This is a genomic window from Mucilaginibacter sp. Mucisp86 (genome assembly GCF_047324315.1).
Lineage (GTDB): Bacteria > Bacteroidota > Bacteroidia > Sphingobacteriales > Sphingobacteriaceae > Mucilaginibacter.
Map to the genome: position 1 here is coordinate 1,984,552 of NZ_CP168503.1, position 16,045 is coordinate 2,000,596.

Consider the following 16,045-nt stretch of genomic DNA (forward strand, 5'->3'; position numbering starts at 1 on the left):
TCGAAAAAAATAAAAATACAAAAAAGCTTGCCAGTTTGTATAACCGCAGTGTCTATTTTACAGTCGGTTAGTATCAATATTAACCAGCGCCTTTTTTAAGGTGAAAACCACATATGCACGGTCGCGGTTAACAAGGTCCATTAGTTTGGTAATCAGGCTTTCTTCCTGTCCTTCGCTGTATTTCAACTGCTCGTCTGTAAGATGGTTGTATTTACGTTGAATTTTAATTTTTACGCGTTCCCAGTCCTTGTTTGTAATACTGATTTCAGCCATGTTCAATTTATTTTCAGCAAAAATATAAAAAATACCAAGTTGCTACTGTTTAAATGTTTGGCTCATGTATTGATAATGTACAATACGGCCCAAATATGAGCCTGGTTATAAACCAAAATAAATTAATAGCGTAAAGCCGTATACAATTTTAAGGATAACGTGCGTTTATGGCTTTACATTTAACATTGAAAATCATGAAAAAGTATCTATTAAGTGCGGTATTACTGATTGCTGTAAGCATCAGCGCCAAAGCACAGTTTTCTTTAGGTGTAAAAGGAGGTGTCAATTTTTCAAAAATTGGCTCCGATAATTTTAACGACAAAAACCTGACAGGTTACCAGGCAGGTTTGTTTGCCCGTGTAGGTAACAGCGTTTATTTACAGCCAGAGCTTTACCTGAGCGGTACGGGCGGTAAGTTTGAATCAAATGATAACAATACCGCTTTTAGTGGTAAGGTACGGTTCACCAACTTAAATGTGCCATTATTGATTGGTAAATCATTTGGCGAAAAAGATTTGAACTTCCGTATTATGGCAGGGCCTATTTATACCTACACCCTTGATCAAAGCACAAGTCTTGGCAATAATATCAGTAATGCCGCGAATGACTTTAATAAGAGCAATCTTGGCTTCCAGGCAGGTGCCGGTGTTGATATCGGCTCTATTACTGCCGATTTAAGGTACGAAGGTGGTTTAACCAAGGTAAGTGACAGCTTTGCTAAGCGTCAAAACCTTTGGGCACTGAGTGTGGGCTTTAAGATTTTTTAAGCTTGAAGTTCGTGGGGACACGAACTTGGGGAAGTAAAACGGCCCGGCAGGTTAACCTGCCGGGCCGTTGTTTTATAATATCAACCCGCCTTTAAAAAATGTCATTGCGAGCGATAGCGTGGCAATCGCATGCTTTACAGGGCCGCTTAGCCTTCGTGCGGTTGCTTCGTCGTTCCTCCTCGCAATGACATATTTAGGGCTACTTCGCGCTAAAAACCACCGATGTTACCCCGGCTGTCATGGCAGCTTTACTTGCCGGTTTGTACACAAAGAACAGCTTATGTATTTTGCCATCCGTTACCGGTGTAAGCACCAGGTGAACAACACCGCCCTTGGCATCTTTGGCCGGTACCGGCATGCTGCCTTTACCCGCAAGGGCACCAGTTTCTGAATCAAGCCTCAACTCAAAATTAAGCGGAGCAGTTGGTGGCGCCTGCCAGAAATTGGTCAGGTTGATTGAACGCACACCTGAAAGGTCGATATTATCCAGTTCAAACCAGCCTTCACCCGGAGGATAGATCATCAGGTTCATACCATTGTATTTAAAGGCGGTAAACCCGTTGAATTTTTCGGTGCCTTTAAACTGGTAGGTACTGCTGTTTAAAGATACAATGGCGCTACCGGTCAACTTCTTAATATCATTGCCGCCATCATCAGTATATTTAGCCGATAGTACCAGCGCCGCCGACTGTTGTTTCTCAGGTGGAGCAGGCAAAATAATACCTGACGAAGCCAGCGATGGTTTTTGATTACTATTGTCAAGCGAAAGCACCCAGTTAATGATCTGATCAAGGTCGCCTTGTTTAATGTTTGGATGGGCAGACATTGCGGTTTCGCCCCAAACACCTGCGCCGCCTTTGATTACCTTTTGGGTAAGCTTAGTCATAGCATTAGGGTCTTTTTTGTATTTCGCGGCAACTTGCACAAATGACGGGCCTATTGATTTACCGTCTTCCCTATGGCAGCTTTTACAATCCATAGTTAACATGAGTGTTTTACCGCGATTTTCAGGTTCGCCCTGCTCGTGCTGCGCTGCTGATTGCGCTTTGTCAAAACCTTCAATATAATCGAGTGCTACATAAATACGTTTCGGATCAACTGCTTTAGTATCCGGTCCGTCGGTTACGTTAACTGCATATTTGAACGGCACGCCCGGCAGATAGAATGATTTATTGCCTCCGGTAATATTGATACTAACCGTTGGCTGCTCGTTGCCTGCATAAACGCTAACCGGCGCGCTTTTACTTGCTGCACCTTTATCGTCTTTTGCTTCAACAGTAATTTTATAATCGCCAACTGTTGTATAAGTATAGCTAAGTGATGGAGTAGTTGTTTCTTTAGTTACGCCATTACCCAGGTTCCATGTGTAAGAAATATTATCTTTTTCCGGGTCGGTGGCTTTAGCAGTAAGCTTAACGGTGAACGGCAATACGCCCGATGTTTTATCAGCTTTGAAAGATGAAATTTCGGGAGGACGGTTTCCGGCGATATAGTCAATGCGGAACAGGCCTGCATCCGGGTTATGTGAAAACCAGCCGCTGCCATATTCCAAACCATAAAGCCTGCCATCCGGGCCAACCTCCATATCAATCATGGAGTTTACTTTCAATTTAGGGAAGAAAGGCTCCATTTTATCAAAATCACCTTCAGGAGTTAGGCTAACAGCTTTTATCCAGCCGCGCATCCAGTCGTACGCCAAAAACTTACCGTTATAATAATCAGGCAGGCGGGTTTCTGCCGGGAACATATCAGTATAATAAACAGGACCAGCCATAGCGTTACGACCACCTGTACCAACCTGCGGAAAATCGGCCGATGGACCATAAGGGTACCAGATAAATGCCGGTTGTGCCGGTGGCAGATCTGTTAAGCCGGTATTATTGCGTGAGTTATTAACCGGGTGCTTAGGGTCAAACGCCGGGCCCGATTTGCCTGTGGCATAATCATAAAGATGGTACGGCTTGTTATCGCCTACAAAATATGGCCAGCCAAAGTTACCCGCTTTTTTAGCCTGGTTAACTTCATCATAACCCATTGGGCCACGATTGTCAAGGCTATCATTATGCGCATCCGGGCCTACTTCGCCCCAATATAGGTAGCCGTTTTTCTGATCAACCGAGATCCGGTAAGGGTTCCTGTCGCCCATTACATAAATTTCGGGGCGGGTTTTTGGTGTGCCTTTCGGAAACAGGTTACCTTCGGGTATTTCATACGTGCCATCATCCTTAAGATTAATGCGCATAATTTTACCGCGAAGATCATTGGTATTGCCGGCCGAGCGGCGGGCATCATACTGCAAATGACCTGGTCGGTCATCCAACGGAGCATAACCACTGCTTACATATTTTTGTCCTTTTTCATCAAACGGAGTTGAGTTATCACCGGCCGAGAAGAACAGGGTTTTATCCGGCCCCGGACCAAAGGCTATCGAGCCACCTGTATGGCAGCAGATATCACGCTGAGCTTTCACCTCCAAAATAACTTTTTCGGTTTTTTTATCCAGCGTATCATTTTTAAAGGTAAACCTTGAGAGACGGTTTACTGAACTATCGGCAGGACTATAGTATATATAGATCCAGTTGTTTTTTTCAAACTCCGGGTCTTTAGCCAGGCCAAGCATGCCCTCTTCGGCATTTACGTTAGGCACGTGGGCTTTCCAGTACACATCAAAAAAGCCAACCTGTTTTACTTTTTGAGTATCGTGCTTGTACAGCATGATCTCGCCACGGCGCTGAATTACCATAATGTCTAAGTTTGGCAAAATGGTCATCTCTGTCGGCTCAAAAAACTCGCCAGTTGAAAGTTGTGTTTTCTTGAAACGGTCTTCATCTGGCGGCAACTGGGTTTTGGCTCTGTCATAATTTAGTTCTTTGTTACCGCCTATGGCATATTTAATACCCGCAAGCAGCATTTTCAGGTAGCCGGCTTCTTTGTAACTTTCGTCGGTATGGCCCATTGCGGTATAAAACGCACGGCCACCGTCAAAATCATGATACCAGGTAGCCGGGTGCAGCCCCATACGCTTACCACCTTTATAAGTACTTTCATCAAGCGTGATCAGCACGTGAACATCTTCGGCCAGCGGTTTGCGAAAACTGTAAAACTCGTCAGTACGTTTCCATACTTTAGGCAGGTCTTTAGTAGCATCGTTATTGGCATCAACTATATTATAGGTACCCGGCTGTACATTAGGGTTTTTATCATGAATACCCGGGTGATCATAAAACCAGGCGCCAACTAAGCGACCGTACCAGCCCCAGTCATATTCGGTATCAGCCGCCGCGTGGATACCCACAAAACCGCCTCCGGCTTGTATATAACGTTCAAAAGCAGCTTCCTGCCTGTAATCAAGCACATCAGCAGTGGTACTTAAAAAAATAACAGTTGAGTATTTTTTCAAAGTATCTTCATTAAACATGGCCGAATTTTTTGTGGTATCCACATCAAAACCATTCTCTTCGCCGAGTTTTTTAATGGCTGCTATACCGGCATCGATGGATGCATGGTGAAAGCCCATGGTTTTTGAAAAGATAAGCACCCGCGGTTTATTGGGGCGTGTTTTGTTACAGGATAAGTAAATGCAGCTAAATGCCACAAGCACCATCAGGACGATTTTTTTCATATCGACTTGTTGTGGGTTTTGGGTTAATTGGTTTTAAATGTTGGTATATTCAGGGTTTGTGCCGCAATCTACTCAATCGATTGCAATAAATTGTTGCCTACCAAATTTATAACTAAATCTTTACGAAACAAGACGCAATGTGTAAAAATGACACATTATTATTGCTGTAGTTTTGACAGTTTTGAACAACTCTGTGTACAGTGAAGATTATTTCCTCTTCCGGTTTTCGAGCATATCAGCAATACTTATCACAGAGCAATCTGTAATAAGGGCCGAAATTATATCAAGGGGAATTTCGCCGGAGCTCGTGAAGTTGATGCAGCCTTTTTGAAATTTAGCATCGGGTAATAACGCGGCATACCTGGCATGGAGCACCGGGTTCATATAAATAGGCATACAATGCAACGACATGTAAGCTTTCACCGCCGACAGTCCATATTTCATATAACCTCTTTCTTTATAAAGGATCATTTGTTTGCCCATCATACTTTCGACACCTGGTACAATCGACCCATCATTGCCGGTAATTACATGATGAAGACTTGTTAAAAGCTCCTGTCTTTCTTCAGCTTGTTCAAGGATATAGTTGGATGGTGTCATGAGGTTTTGGCCTGGTATGCTAATTTACACTATTTTCCGATTGCTACGCCCAACACAAAAACCTATAAAAACAGCAAAGCCCCTGATGGGCAGGGGCCTTTACTAACCAATTATAAACCTAAATTATGAGAAGAGCTGTAGGAGAAGGAGTCGAACCTTCACGGAGTGGTTATTTTTATTACTAAAAGTTTCCCAAGATCTCCGCCACCGCGACAAGGAGGTGTGTCTGCCAAAAATTTCACCATCCTACAGTGTTGTAAGTCTTAAGTCGTTAGTCTGAAGTTCCAAGTCTTTTGACTTAAGACTTCTGACTTTGTACTTAAACTTGCTGTTGGGGAAGGATTCGAACCTTCACAGAGTGGTTAGCCCTTACGGGTTTTCCATAATCTCCGCCACCGGGACAAGGAGGTGTGTCTGCCAAAAATTTCACCACCCAACATTGTTTTTCTTTTAAAGAACAGGTAAGCATTTCCCTTTTGCTTGATACAAATTTAATAGGACTATCTATTTCTTGCAAATATTTCAACAAAAATATTTTATTTTTAATCGAATTTTAATTAAACTTGTATTTCAATATAGATATTCAAATTTATGTCCCACAGAAAAGCTCAAAATTTAGAAATTGATAATCTTGATATCCAGATTTTATCAATATTAATGAAAAATGCTACTACTCCGTACACCGAGATAGCTAAAGAGTTGATTGTTTCTGGCGGAACCATACACGTGCGGATGAAAAAGTTAGAGGAGATGGGTGTAATAAAAGGTGCCAGCCTTGAGGTAGATCCGCAAAAATTAGGATATGACATCACTGCATTCCTGGGTATTTACCTCGAAAAAGGATCACAGTATAATGAAGCGGTGAAGCAGTTAAAAACAATTAAAGAAATTGTTGAACTGCATTACACTACAGGCGAATGGAGCATTTTTGCTAAAATTGTATGTCATGACACGACTCACCTGCGCGAAGTTTTAAACGAGCAGATCCAGGGTGTAAGGGGCATTCAACGTACCGAAACCTTTATCTCGCTTGAAGAAAGTATCAGGAGGCAAATAACGCTGGAATAAATTTTTACTCAAAATTATTGACACGCCCAGCCTGGTTTTTACCGGGCTATGGGTGTTTGTTTTTTATAAAAATTAGCTTACAGAACCATTCATACCCCCCAGGGTCTCTCGCAGATTTAAGTTAACCCACAAAATTGCTTTGTCATTTAACCAGTAAGGCGTTTTGTTTTGCGCCCTCTGGGGCAAAGGCTATTTCTATATATTTTTATGCTACAAACCTTTTGCACCTCTGGTGCACCTGTGCTTGGCAATTAATACCTGTTCATTAAATTGCAAAAATCCCCCAGAGGGGGAAAAGGTTTGTAGAAAATAACATAACACCCTTTCCCGAACCCCAGAGGGGTTCAACTTATGCACATTACCCAATTTCACAATCGATTTTGTGGGTTAACTTAAATCTGCGAGAGGACCGTGAGGTTCACCGCGTCCTAAACATCTACCAAGATATTCTGAATAGCGAATCTGCTTGATGCAAACATCAGGGTCCTCTGCGAGAGACCCTGATGGAACGATAATATATTGAATATGGCTGACGTGCCAAGCGGCCTCAGAGAGGCCACGTGTTTATAGACAAAATTTAAAGAGATATTGGACTCCAGCGGAGTCTCGTAATCGTAAACTTGCTTCCCAGCCCTTAGGAACATTTAGATTTTGTGGGTTAACTTAAACCCTGAAGGGACGTAACTAGCCTCAATACAACTTCTTCCGCCTGCCGTTTTTGTTCATTTAACCTTTTTTATCATTTAAGTGTTAAAAAATGTCAAAATCAGTTAATTACATTAATTAAAAGGCCATTTTCATCTCAATTTCATAAAGCGCCGCTACTTTAGTTTTTGTAAAGGATTGATGTAGCGTAATTGATCTAACCCTCGTAAGGTACATTACAATACATTTTGTGTTCATTTTTAGATACTTAAAACTAATTTTATGCTGGCTATAAAAACTTTAACCGATAATTTAATAGTCTACAAACGTAATGCGCGTTTAATGGGCGATAAATTTGAGATTAGTGTAGTGGGTAATAACCCGCTACTGGCCGATGAGCAAATTGACATTGCCATTGATGAAATTAACAGGGTTGAAAAACTGCTTTCGGCATTTAGCGATGATAGCAGCATCAACCAGATAAACCGCAACGCCGGCATTGCCCCGGTAAAAGCCGACGGTGAAACTTTCAGGCTTATTGACAGGGCCTTGCAAATAGCTGAGCTTACCTACGGTGCTTTTGATATTACCTACCTGGCGGATAGCGTAGCTAACGAAAATGACGTTGAAGCCGCTTCAGTAAAAACTACAAAACGTACGCTATCACTTGCCAGCTATAAAAACATTGTACTTGACGCTGTTAAACAAACTGTGTTTCTGAAAGAAAAAGGAATGCGCATAGGCTTTGGCGCCAACGGCAAAGGGTATGCTGCCGACAGGGCAAAATATGTATTGCAACTGAACGGTGTAAGCAGTGGCGTGATCAATTTTGGCGGCGACCTGCTTGCGTGGGGCCTGCAGCCAAACCTGCAACCATGGACTGTTGCCGATGCCGACAGCACCCAGCAAAACCAACCATTTGCCGATTTGGAAATCAGCAATCTTGCTTTTGCAACTTCAGTTAACGCCGAAAAGTATGCAAGCATCAGCAATAAAAAATTCACTAACGTATTTAACCCTAAAAAAGGGTTCCCGGTTAGCGGCATTACAAGTGCAAGCATCCTGAGCCCTACCGCTGAATTTGCCGACGCTTTGGCTACACCAATACTAACCATAGGTGTAAATGCCGGCTTATACATGATCAACCAGCTTAACCAGGTTGCCTGTGTTATCATCGACGATCAAAACAGGGTTTATCCATCAAAAGATATAGTTCTTTAGTTTTCAGCAATTAAAGTTCATTCATAAACCTTTCATCATAATTGTGATCTGTTATTATTCATTTGCATCGGCATTTTTACAAGTGCCCCTGCAAATGAATTGTTATTATTGTACCTTTCTCATTTTGGTGTAAACATTTAAAATAACCGTTATTTGAGCCTTATTTTTACTTTTTCCTCTTCTAAATGATAAAGTGGTTTGCGTATATTGTCCTGTTATTGATATTTGCAACACGTATATCATCTGCCAATGCCCTTACAAAAAACATTGATGCACATGCTTATACCGGTAACAAAATGCCGGCTATCTTGTGGCATACTTCATTAGCGGCCGACACTATCAAAACCAAAAAGCAACAAGAGGACGAAAAGAAAAAGATCAAAGAAATAGCCAAAGCAAAACGGCAGGCCAAACCAGCTACTGTTGATGACGATGCTGTACCGCCTAAGCCCAAGCCAAAAAGGCAACGACGCCCCGAAGGCATGGAGCGCCCGCCCGAAATACCAAGGAGAAATGGTAATTAAACAGGTTAAACAGTTAAATATATTGATGAAATACCTTTGCTTACTTCTTTTTATGGCTACAGCCAGTACCGCCTTTGCCGGAGATACTGATCTGCGCCTTTTTGCCGGTAAGCATTCTTTAGTTGCCGACTCTGATACCATTATCCGTAAACGGTCTGTTTCGGCAGGGGTAAGCTATGGCAGCGATGTGCTGTTTTTTGGCCGTACCGGCCCGATAAAATATCCTTTTGTTACTGCCGATCTGATCTATAATACCAAATCGGGCATTTTTTTATATGGCTCGGCATTTAAGGTTTTGGGCTATGCGCCAGTTGATGAGGTGGATTTAGGCGGAGGATATTTTTATAAGTTTTCAAAAGCTTTTTCAGGCTCTGCAAGTTATACACGATTCTTTTTTGCCAGGGATGCCGCGCAGGTTATTAAATCGGCCTCATCAAATGATATCAACTTCAAAAACTCGTATGATTGGAAATACCTAAAAACAAGTGCCGTGCTTGATTATCTTTTTGGTAAATCAAATGATATTTTTTTAACAATAAGTAACTCTAAGTATTGGGAAAGCAGCTGGAGTATTTTTGACGATCAGGATTTCCTTTCCTTTAACCCGTCTTTTAATTTCATCCTGGGTACACAAAACTTTGTTCAGCGCTATTCGCTTGATCATCATTTCAGAGACGAGGCTGCCAATATATCTATTGAGTACGATCCGCGTTATGCAAGCCGTAACCGCCGGTTCAATATGTTGAACTATAGCTTCAAAATTCCGGTGGCTTACAACCGGCCGCATTATACGTTTGAATTTTCATACAAATATTCAATTCCGGTTAACGTAGAGGGGGTACTGCTTAACCGCCGTGAATCATTTTATAACTTAACTTTTTATTACGTTTTTTATTAGCCATAATACATGAATGTTTTAATAATAGAAGACGAAACAGCCCTTGCCCACGAACTGGAGATTTTTCTTTCAAACTATAACTACATCTGCGAGGTATGTTTTGATGGCACTTCGGCATCCGAAAAGATCGCTACCAACCTGTACGATTTTATATTGATCGACCTCGGTTTGCCCGATTATGATGGTCTTGACCTGCTCCGCGAATCAAAAAAAACCAACTCGGAAGCAGCCTGCATCATATTAACTGCCCGTGCCGAAATCAACGACCGCATTAAAGGCCTTGACCTTGGTGCCGACGATTATCTGCCTAAGCCCTTCTCGCTGCTTGAGCTACAAAGCCGTATGCAGGCCATCATCAGGCGTAAATTCGGGGTTAAAAACAATATTGTTGAACTGGGTGGTTTCCTGATTGACCTTACAGCACGTACTATATCTTACTACAACAGCGTTGTTAATACCATCACCAAAAAGGAGTTCGACCTGATAGCCTATCTCATTTTGCATAAAAACCGTACGCTTACCCGTATGCAGCTTAGCGAACATATCTGGGGCAGCGTGGTGAATAACGACTACGATAGCAATTACATCGACGCGCATATAAAAAACATCCGCAAAAAATTAAATGCTTATGCCCCGCCCGATTGGCTGGAAACGGTACGAGGTTTGGGCTATAAAATAAAGATCAACGCCTGAGTATTTGAAATTAGGAACAAAACTTACGCTTTTTAACGCCATCTCCAAGCTGGTTATCGTGATACTGTTTGTATTGCTTGTTCCTGTATTGATCAAAAACATCAGTCGCAATTACGTTGACAGCAAACTCATCAAACAAAAAAACAAGCTGCTGCAAATTGTAAAAAGCAAAGGCATTGAAACCTATATCGAAAATGGCGAAGCCTATGGCAGTTACCTGCCGCTGAAGGACGAGTACATCAGTTTGGATGAAGTTGATCCGGACTATTTCCTGGATACCATAAAAAGAGGCAAGCGCCTTTTTAGTGAGGGCGATACCTTAGAGTATCGCATACTAAGCCACACCTTTAAAGTTAAAAACAAAAATTACCTGCTTGAGATAGGCAAAAGCGTGGACACCCTGGACGAAACCAGCGTGCCGCTGCAAAATATAGCCTTCCAGGTATTGCTGGGGATGATCCTGCTTACCGTACTGGCCGACCAGGTATATTCAACCTATGTACTTAAACCACTAAGGCTTATTATCAAAACCAAGCTTGTAGGCCAAAAGTTCCCTAACTTTCATACCTACCGGCAGGTTCGTACTACCACGTCCGACTTTCAGCACCTGGATATCAGTATCCACAACATGATCGAAACCATTGCCGATAAGTTTCATAAAGAGCGCGAATTTATCTCCAACGCTTCACATGAGCTGATGACGCCTATCTCGATCCTCCAGTCAAAAATTGAGAATATGTTTGAAGAGGAGGATATTAATGATGAGCTGAAAGGCAGGTTACTGGAGATGCAAAAGATCCTGAACCGGTTAAAAAGCATCACCAAAACATTACTGCTTATTTCGCAGATAGAGAATGAACAGTTTTTAAAAGAAGACAAAGTTTCGGTATCAGAGCTTTTGCAGGATGTTTATGACGAAATCTCTATCCGTTTACAGGATAAAAACATAGATTATGATATGTTGGTGCCTGATAACTGGCATTTTGTCAATATCAATAAATTTTTACTTTTTAACCTGTTTTTTAACCTTATTAACAATGCCATTAAATACAATAATGAAGGTGGGAGTATTAATGTAACAGGTGTGGCTGTACATAGTAAATTTGTGATCAGCATAACCGATACAGGCATAGGTATTGCCGAAGATGCCATACCGCTGATCTTTAACCGATTCAAAAAATTCAGACAGTCATTACAGCAGGATAGTTTTGGGCTGGGCCTGCCCATCGTAAAATCAATTGCAGGCTTTCACGATATTGAAATTGACGTAGTTTCTGAAAAAGATAAGGGAAGCACCTTTAAACTTATCATCCCTTCAACGCTAATTGTTGTTTCCTAAAACAGCAAAAAAGCATGCCATGTTGTACTGTATCTAAAATTTTACGCCGCTTTGTACTAAAAACCGGGCAGTGCAAAAAAACCTCCAATCCAATATTCTTTACTTCATCGACATTAACTTTACTTATCATTAAAAAAATGTTGCAATGATTGATGGATAATGTCCTTTCAAGGAATGTGATTATTAAAACTGCCATCCCCTCATTTTGGCACCTGCTTTGTAAAACATACGGTATAACATAATTATACAAGTACAATGAGAACGCTAAAATTAAAAGTAGCCACCCTTGGCATAGCATTAGCTACCGCAGGCATATTAGGCTCAGGATGTAATTCACTTACAAAAACACAAAAAGGTGCTGCTATTGGTGCAGGTGCCGGGGGTACAGTAGGTGCATTTATTGGTAAGGCCGCAGGTAATACTGCTTTAGGCGCTATCATAGGCGGTGCCGTTGGCGGTACTGCAGGCGCTTTTATTGGCCGCAATATGGACAGACAAGCTGCTGAAATTAAACAAACAGTACCAGGCGCTACCGTAACCCGCGAGGGCGAAGGTATTTTGGTAAAGTTTGATTCGGGTATTTTATTTGATACCAATAAATCAGATTTGAAACCGGCGGCACAAACCAATTTGCAAAATCTGGCTGCTTCATTGCAGAAAAATCCCGAAACCAATATTACCATCATTGGCCATACTGATAACACCGGCTCTGATAGCTATAACCAAACACTTTCGGTACAAAGAGCTGATGCGGTAAAATCATACCTGGCTGCAGGTAACGTAGCAACATCACGTATGACAGTAACCGGTAAAGGCGAAAGTGAGCCGATTGCTGATAACACTACTGCCGATGGCCGCGCGCAAAACCGCAGGGTTGAGATTACTATTGTTGCAAACGAAAAAATGAAAGAGCAGGCTAAGCAATCTGCCCAATAACCAAACGAATAATAAGATCAGTTAATAGTTTAATGAGGAAGTCCCCGGCGCAAGGCCGGGGCTTTTTTGTATGTGCCAAAATCACTATTTGCACATTTGTTAAACTATGGATCACCCAAACTGGTAAAAACATTTTGTAATCAACAAGTTAATCACCTACTTTTGTAATATGGTAAAAAGATCAGGAGCAATATTACTCACTATGCTGTACACAGTTACAGTGCTGGGCTTTGCTCTTAATTTCCATATCTGCGGTGACTATGTAGCATCGGTAAAAATTGATGCCCCGGCTGTTAACTGTAAAATGGACAAGCAGGGTGGCAAAATGAAATGCTGCAAGGACAAGCAAGTTGAAGTAAAAGTGAAGGATGCCCACCAGGGTGAAGCTACTTCATTTTTGGCAAAAATATTTGGTTTTGAACTGCCAAGCTGGTCGTTTGATAGCCTTTTTCCTGCTTTGCCATCTTCTTCATCCGACAAATTTTATGACCGCGGCCCGCCAGATCCGCCTGCGCAAGGCATCGCTACATTTATCCGCAACTGTATCTTCCGTATTTGATCTGTTAATTGCTAACCCGATAAACCTTATCTTCAGTTTATTATCTAACAGTTAATTATACGATCAACATGAAATCTTTAAAAATATTCATCATCATATTTTCGCTTTCTGTAACCGCAGCCAAAGCTCAATTTACTAAAGCCGAACTACAGGTAAGCGGTCTTACCTGCGCCCTTTGCGCCAAATCAACAGAGAAAGCCTTACGTACGCTACCTTTTGTTGGCGAAATTAAAACCGATCTTATCCGTAATACATACCTCATTACCTTTAAAAATGATGTGCCTGTAAATTTCGAGCAGATCAGCAAAAAGGTTCAGGGCTCTGGGTTTTCAGTTAACAGCTTAAAAGCCACTTTTAACTTTGCCAATACCAAGGTTGCCGAAAATACTTTCAATTATGGAGGGGATACCTATCATCTGCTTAACGCTGCCGATAAATCATTTACCGGCGATGTCAACTTTACTGTAGTTGATAATGGTTTTGCACCCAAATCGGTATCTAAAAAATACCTTGGTCAGGTTACCGACGCCACTCCTGCAAGCGGTCGTGTTTATCATTTAGCAATATAAGTTCTTCATTTAACATCAATTTTTATGAAGAAGATCATATTGGCTATTTGCCTTATGGCAATGCCTTGCCCATTATTTGCACAGGAACTGTATGTAAATACAGAGCCTGCCAGCAATATGGCAACCGGCTCGTTAGGCATCCGTCTTGAAAACCAGGGGTACTTCAAACCATCGTATAAAAACCGTAGTACTATTGAAGCAATGTATGGCGTTAATCGTCACCTGATGGTTCATGGCTCGGTTTACATGTCTGATTATTACAGCAACAACCAGCATTTTGAAGGGGGAAGCGTGTATGCCAAATACCGTTTTCTATCTATTGATACCGTTCAGCAACATTTCAGGGGCGCATTTTTTGCCAAGCTGTCAAGCATCAGCAACCCAATAGTTAACCGGGAGATCACTTTAGAAGGTGATAACAGCGGAGTTCAGGGAGGCGTGGTTTTCACTCAATTGCTGCATAAGCTGGCATTGTCTGGTTCGGCAAGCTATTTGCGGGCTTTTAATAACAGCGGAGATTATGAAGTGCCGGTAGATAGGGTGCGCAATGCCGCTGCCTATACCCTATCAGGCGGATATTTACTGTTGCCGCGCAATTATCGCGACTACAAGCAGGTAAACTTAAACTTGTATTGTGAACTGCTGGGCAAAACAAATCCGGGGCATGGCGAAAGTTATTTGGATGTTGCCCCTGCCCTGCAATTGATTTTTAACAGTACCTGTCGGTTGGATTTCTCGTACCGTACGCCTATCTATAATGATATGCAGCGGAACACCAAAAACATGTACCTCATCAGGCTGGAGTACAACTTTTTTAATCTGTAACCCTACTCTGCTATGAAATCATATTTTTTGTTCATCATATCTGTGATATAGGGTAGGGCTTTTGCCCAACATCATTTATGACAGCACACAATTTGGAGTTGAAGTGTATGTGTATTTAAGGATAAGCCCGGTTCTGATGAAAATGTAATAATTTACACTAATTTTTTCGAATTAGGACGAATTACACGAATTGGAAATAATGGATAACTGCACAATAATTGCAATAACGTTCTTTTGAGATATCAAATACAAAGAGGCCCGGTTTGCTACGCAAACCGGGCCTCTTCCTTTTATTCGTGTAATTCGTCCTAATTCAAAAAAATTAGTATCGATAATTATTTAAGGGTAATACCTGTTTTACCCATAGTACCGCCATCAGCATAAAGCATAATAGTATAAGTACCTTTTTGGAATGGCAGGGTTGGGTTGATCCAGTCGATAGTGTATTGTGAACCATCGTCTTTAAAATCAATTGATGTTTTGTAGGTGTATTGCAGATCCTGGCCGTCGGCGCTGAAAGTACCTGAATCAGGTGCGGTGATGAGGTTACCTGTTGGGTCAATCACACGCACATAAATATCATGCATGGCTTTTGTAGCCAAAGTATTGCTGGCCACGGTGAAGTTGATTTTTAGCTTTTTAGCCGGATTTGCACGGGTAACATCAACTTCTTTTCCGCTTCCTCTTATTTTATAGGCTACCACATCTGATGTCGCCAGCTTAAGTGCCTGGGCTACCTTAACCTTAGCCCCAAGGTCTTCGTTTTGTTTGGAGAGCGTATCCACCTTTTTGGCAACCGTTGCCAGGTTGGTTTTCAAAGTATCCCGTTCATTGGTAAGGTTGGTGTTTTGTTTCTTCAACTCATCAATATCGGCAGTGTACTTGGTTACAAAGTAGCGGAGTTGTTTTACATCTTCCTGTACTTTGGCAAGTTCCTGCGCGGTAAGTTTACCTTTAGCCAGTTTGGCCCTTAAAATTTTGATGGTCGACTTTAACGAGTCGTTTTTTGCGGTTAGTGCCGCGGTCATTTTGGCTTTGCCTGCAGTGACCTGTTCAACCTGCGATTCAAGACTGTCAAGCTCGGTTTGCAGTCTTGTTTGCTCATCATGCTGGTAAACTATTTTTTTATCAGAGTTGTTTTTTTGCAGGTACAGGTACACATCGGTACCCAATAAAGCAAGCACTACTACAATAAGAAAATAAATGACGTTTGAGTTTTTCTTAGGTTGTTGTTGCCCAGATTGGTTTTCCATAGCAATTAAATGTTAAGTTTTAGCATAGTTAAGCAAGTGGTATAACAAAAGCTTAGCTATAGTGTTTGTTTTTGGCGAAATATCAACTGTTAATTAATGTAATTCGCTATCCTGCAAGCATATACAGGCTGTTTATTTTTAATGGTTAACATATTGAACGTTAAAACACTAAAAATATGATTAAAAAAATTTATTACATCAATTGTGTTAGGCGTGGGGCTAAAATAAATACAAAATGTTTAAAACACAATAA

The 16,045-nt window shown here is 41.5% G+C and carries 15 protein-coding genes and 1 tRNA gene; 11 read left to right on the top strand and 5 right to left on the bottom strand.

What is annotated here, in order from left to right:
• Nucleotides 1-57: 57 nt before the first annotated feature.
• On the bottom strand, nt 58-273 hold the full coding sequence (locus ACEN9X_RS08240; protein WP_091215171.1) for a hypothetical protein: 216 nt from the start codon (nt 271-273) through the stop codon (nt 58-60).
• A gap of 194 nt (nt 274-467) precedes the next feature.
• Here ACEN9X_RS08240 and ACEN9X_RS08245 point away from each other — a divergent pair, with 194 nt between their 5' ends.
• A complete protein-coding gene (locus tag ACEN9X_RS08245; protein WP_413669916.1) occupies nt 468-1,040 on the top strand; it encodes a porin family protein in 573 nt (190 codons plus the stop codon).
• A 199-nt stretch (nt 1,041-1,239) separates the two neighbouring features.
• On the opposite strand, the gene ACEN9X_RS08250 is transcribed toward ACEN9X_RS08245, so the two are convergent.
• The 3 genes from ACEN9X_RS08250 to ACEN9X_RS08260 form a co-directional block, all read right to left on the bottom strand.
• Nucleotides 1,240-4,662: a ThuA domain-containing protein gene (locus tag ACEN9X_RS08250; protein WP_413669917.1), complete on the bottom strand. Its 3,423-nt coding sequence runs from the start codon at nt 4,660-4,662 to the stop codon at nt 1,240-1,242.
• Between the two features lie 207 nt (nt 4,663-4,869).
• Nucleotides 4,870-5,262: a DUF1801 domain-containing protein gene (locus ACEN9X_RS08255; protein ID WP_413669918.1), complete on the bottom strand. Its 393-nt coding sequence runs from the start codon at nt 5,260-5,262 to the stop codon at nt 4,870-4,872.
• A gap of 328 nt (nt 5,263-5,590) precedes the next feature.
• Nucleotides 5,591-5,701, bottom strand: a tRNA-Asp gene (locus ACEN9X_RS08260).
• A 152-nt stretch (nt 5,702-5,853) separates the two neighbouring features.
• Here ACEN9X_RS08260 and ACEN9X_RS08265 point away from each other — a divergent pair.
• The 10 genes from ACEN9X_RS08265 (at nt 5,854) to ACEN9X_RS08310 (ending at nt 14,539) form a co-directional block, all read left to right on the top strand.
• Nucleotides 5,854-6,330: an Lrp/AsnC ligand binding domain-containing protein gene (locus tag ACEN9X_RS08265; protein WP_090532141.1), complete on the top strand. Its 477-nt coding sequence runs from the start codon at nt 5,854-5,856 to the stop codon at nt 6,328-6,330.
• 927 nt (nt 6,331-7,257) lie between these two features.
• Nucleotides 7,258-8,196, top strand: a complete 939-nt coding sequence (locus ACEN9X_RS08270; RefSeq protein ID WP_413669919.1) for an FAD:protein FMN transferase — start codon at nt 7,258-7,260, stop codon at nt 8,194-8,196.
• A gap of 185 nt (nt 8,197-8,381) precedes the next feature.
• Nucleotides 8,382-8,720, top strand: coding sequence for a hypothetical protein (locus ACEN9X_RS08275; protein ID WP_413669920.1), 339 nt, complete (start codon nt 8,382-8,384; stop codon nt 8,718-8,720).
• Between the two features lie 25 nt (nt 8,721-8,745).
• On the top strand, nt 8,746-9,618 hold the full coding sequence (locus tag ACEN9X_RS08280; RefSeq protein ID WP_413669921.1) for a hypothetical protein: 873 nt from the start codon (nt 8,746-8,748) through the stop codon (nt 9,616-9,618).
• Between the two features lie 9 nt (nt 9,619-9,627).
• Nucleotides 9,628-10,311: a response regulator transcription factor gene (locus tag ACEN9X_RS08285; RefSeq protein WP_090532151.1), complete on the top strand. Its 684-nt coding sequence runs from the start codon at nt 9,628-9,630 to the stop codon at nt 10,309-10,311.
• Nucleotides 10,312-10,315: 4 nt separating this feature from the next.
• The gene (locus tag ACEN9X_RS08290) at nt 10,316-11,650 is read left to right on the top strand and encodes a sensor histidine kinase (protein ID WP_413669922.1); all 1,335 of its coding nucleotides are present in this window, start codon (nt 10,316-10,318) and stop codon (nt 11,648-11,650) included.
• Nucleotides 11,651-11,905: 255 nt separating this feature from the next.
• Nucleotides 11,906-12,586 (top strand): OmpA family protein, encoded by a 681-nt coding sequence (locus tag ACEN9X_RS08295; RefSeq protein ID WP_413669923.1) that lies wholly within the window; start codon nt 11,906-11,908, stop codon nt 12,584-12,586.
• A gap of 169 nt (nt 12,587-12,755) precedes the next feature.
• Nucleotides 12,756-13,145, top strand: coding sequence for an HYC_CC_PP family protein (locus tag ACEN9X_RS08300; RefSeq protein ID WP_413669924.1), 390 nt, complete (start codon nt 12,756-12,758; stop codon nt 13,143-13,145).
• A gap of 68 nt (nt 13,146-13,213) precedes the next feature.
• A complete protein-coding gene (locus tag ACEN9X_RS08305; protein WP_413669925.1) occupies nt 13,214-13,714 on the top strand; it encodes a heavy-metal-associated domain-containing protein in 501 nt (166 codons plus the stop codon).
• A 24-nt stretch (nt 13,715-13,738) separates the two neighbouring features.
• Nucleotides 13,739-14,539, top strand: coding sequence for a hypothetical protein (locus ACEN9X_RS08310; protein WP_413669926.1), 801 nt, complete (start codon nt 13,739-13,741; stop codon nt 14,537-14,539).
• A gap of 335 nt (nt 14,540-14,874) precedes the next feature.
• Here the strand turns inward: ACEN9X_RS08310 and ACEN9X_RS08315 are convergent, their stop codons facing one another.
• Entirely contained in the window at nt 14,875-15,792 is a 918-nt protein-coding gene (locus tag ACEN9X_RS08315; protein ID WP_413669927.1) for a hypothetical protein, read from the bottom strand.
• Nucleotides 15,793-16,045 lie beyond the last annotated feature (253 nt).

What these genes read in the sequence shown, in the direction of transcription:
- ACEN9X_RS08295 (WP_413669923.1), top strand. Translation starts at nt 11,906, where the DNA reads ATGAGAACGCTAAAATTAAAAGTAGCCACCCTTGGCATAGCATTAGCT.
- ACEN9X_RS08270 (WP_413669919.1), top strand. Translation starts at nt 7,258, where the DNA reads ATGCTGGCTATAAAAACTTTAACCGATAATTTAATAGTCTACAAACGT.
- ACEN9X_RS08275 (WP_413669920.1), top strand. Translation starts at nt 8,382, where the DNA reads ATGATAAAGTGGTTTGCGTATATTGTCCTGTTATTGATATTTGCAACA.
- ACEN9X_RS08250 (WP_413669917.1), bottom strand. Translation starts at nt 4,662, where the DNA reads ATGAAAAAAATCGTCCTGATGGTGCTTGTGGCATTTAGCTGCATTTAC.
- ACEN9X_RS08255 (WP_413669918.1), bottom strand. Translation starts at nt 5,262, where the DNA reads ATGACACCATCCAACTATATCCTTGAACAAGCTGAAGAAAGACAGGAG.
- ACEN9X_RS08305 (WP_413669925.1), top strand. Translation starts at nt 13,214, where the DNA reads ATGAAATCTTTAAAAATATTCATCATCATATTTTCGCTTTCTGTAACC.
- ACEN9X_RS08285 (WP_090532151.1), top strand. Translation starts at nt 9,628, where the DNA reads ATGAATGTTTTAATAATAGAAGACGAAACAGCCCTTGCCCACGAACTG.
- ACEN9X_RS08265 (WP_090532141.1), top strand. Translation starts at nt 5,854, where the DNA reads ATGTCCCACAGAAAAGCTCAAAATTTAGAAATTGATAATCTTGATATC.
- ACEN9X_RS08300 (WP_413669924.1), top strand. Translation starts at nt 12,756, where the DNA reads ATGGTAAAAAGATCAGGAGCAATATTACTCACTATGCTGTACACAGTT.
- ACEN9X_RS08280 (WP_413669921.1), top strand. Translation starts at nt 8,746, where the DNA reads ATGAAATACCTTTGCTTACTTCTTTTTATGGCTACAGCCAGTACCGCC.
- ACEN9X_RS08240 (WP_091215171.1), bottom strand. Translation starts at nt 273, where the DNA reads ATGGCTGAAATCAGTATTACAAACAAGGACTGGGAACGCGTAAAAATT.
- ACEN9X_RS08315 (WP_413669927.1), bottom strand. Translation starts at nt 15,792, where the DNA reads ATGGAAAACCAATCTGGGCAACAACAACCTAAGAAAAACTCAAACGTC.
- ACEN9X_RS08310 (WP_413669926.1), top strand. Translation starts at nt 13,739, where the DNA reads ATGAAGAAGATCATATTGGCTATTTGCCTTATGGCAATGCCTTGCCCA.
- ACEN9X_RS08245 (WP_413669916.1), top strand. Translation starts at nt 468, where the DNA reads ATGAAAAAGTATCTATTAAGTGCGGTATTACTGATTGCTGTAAGCATC.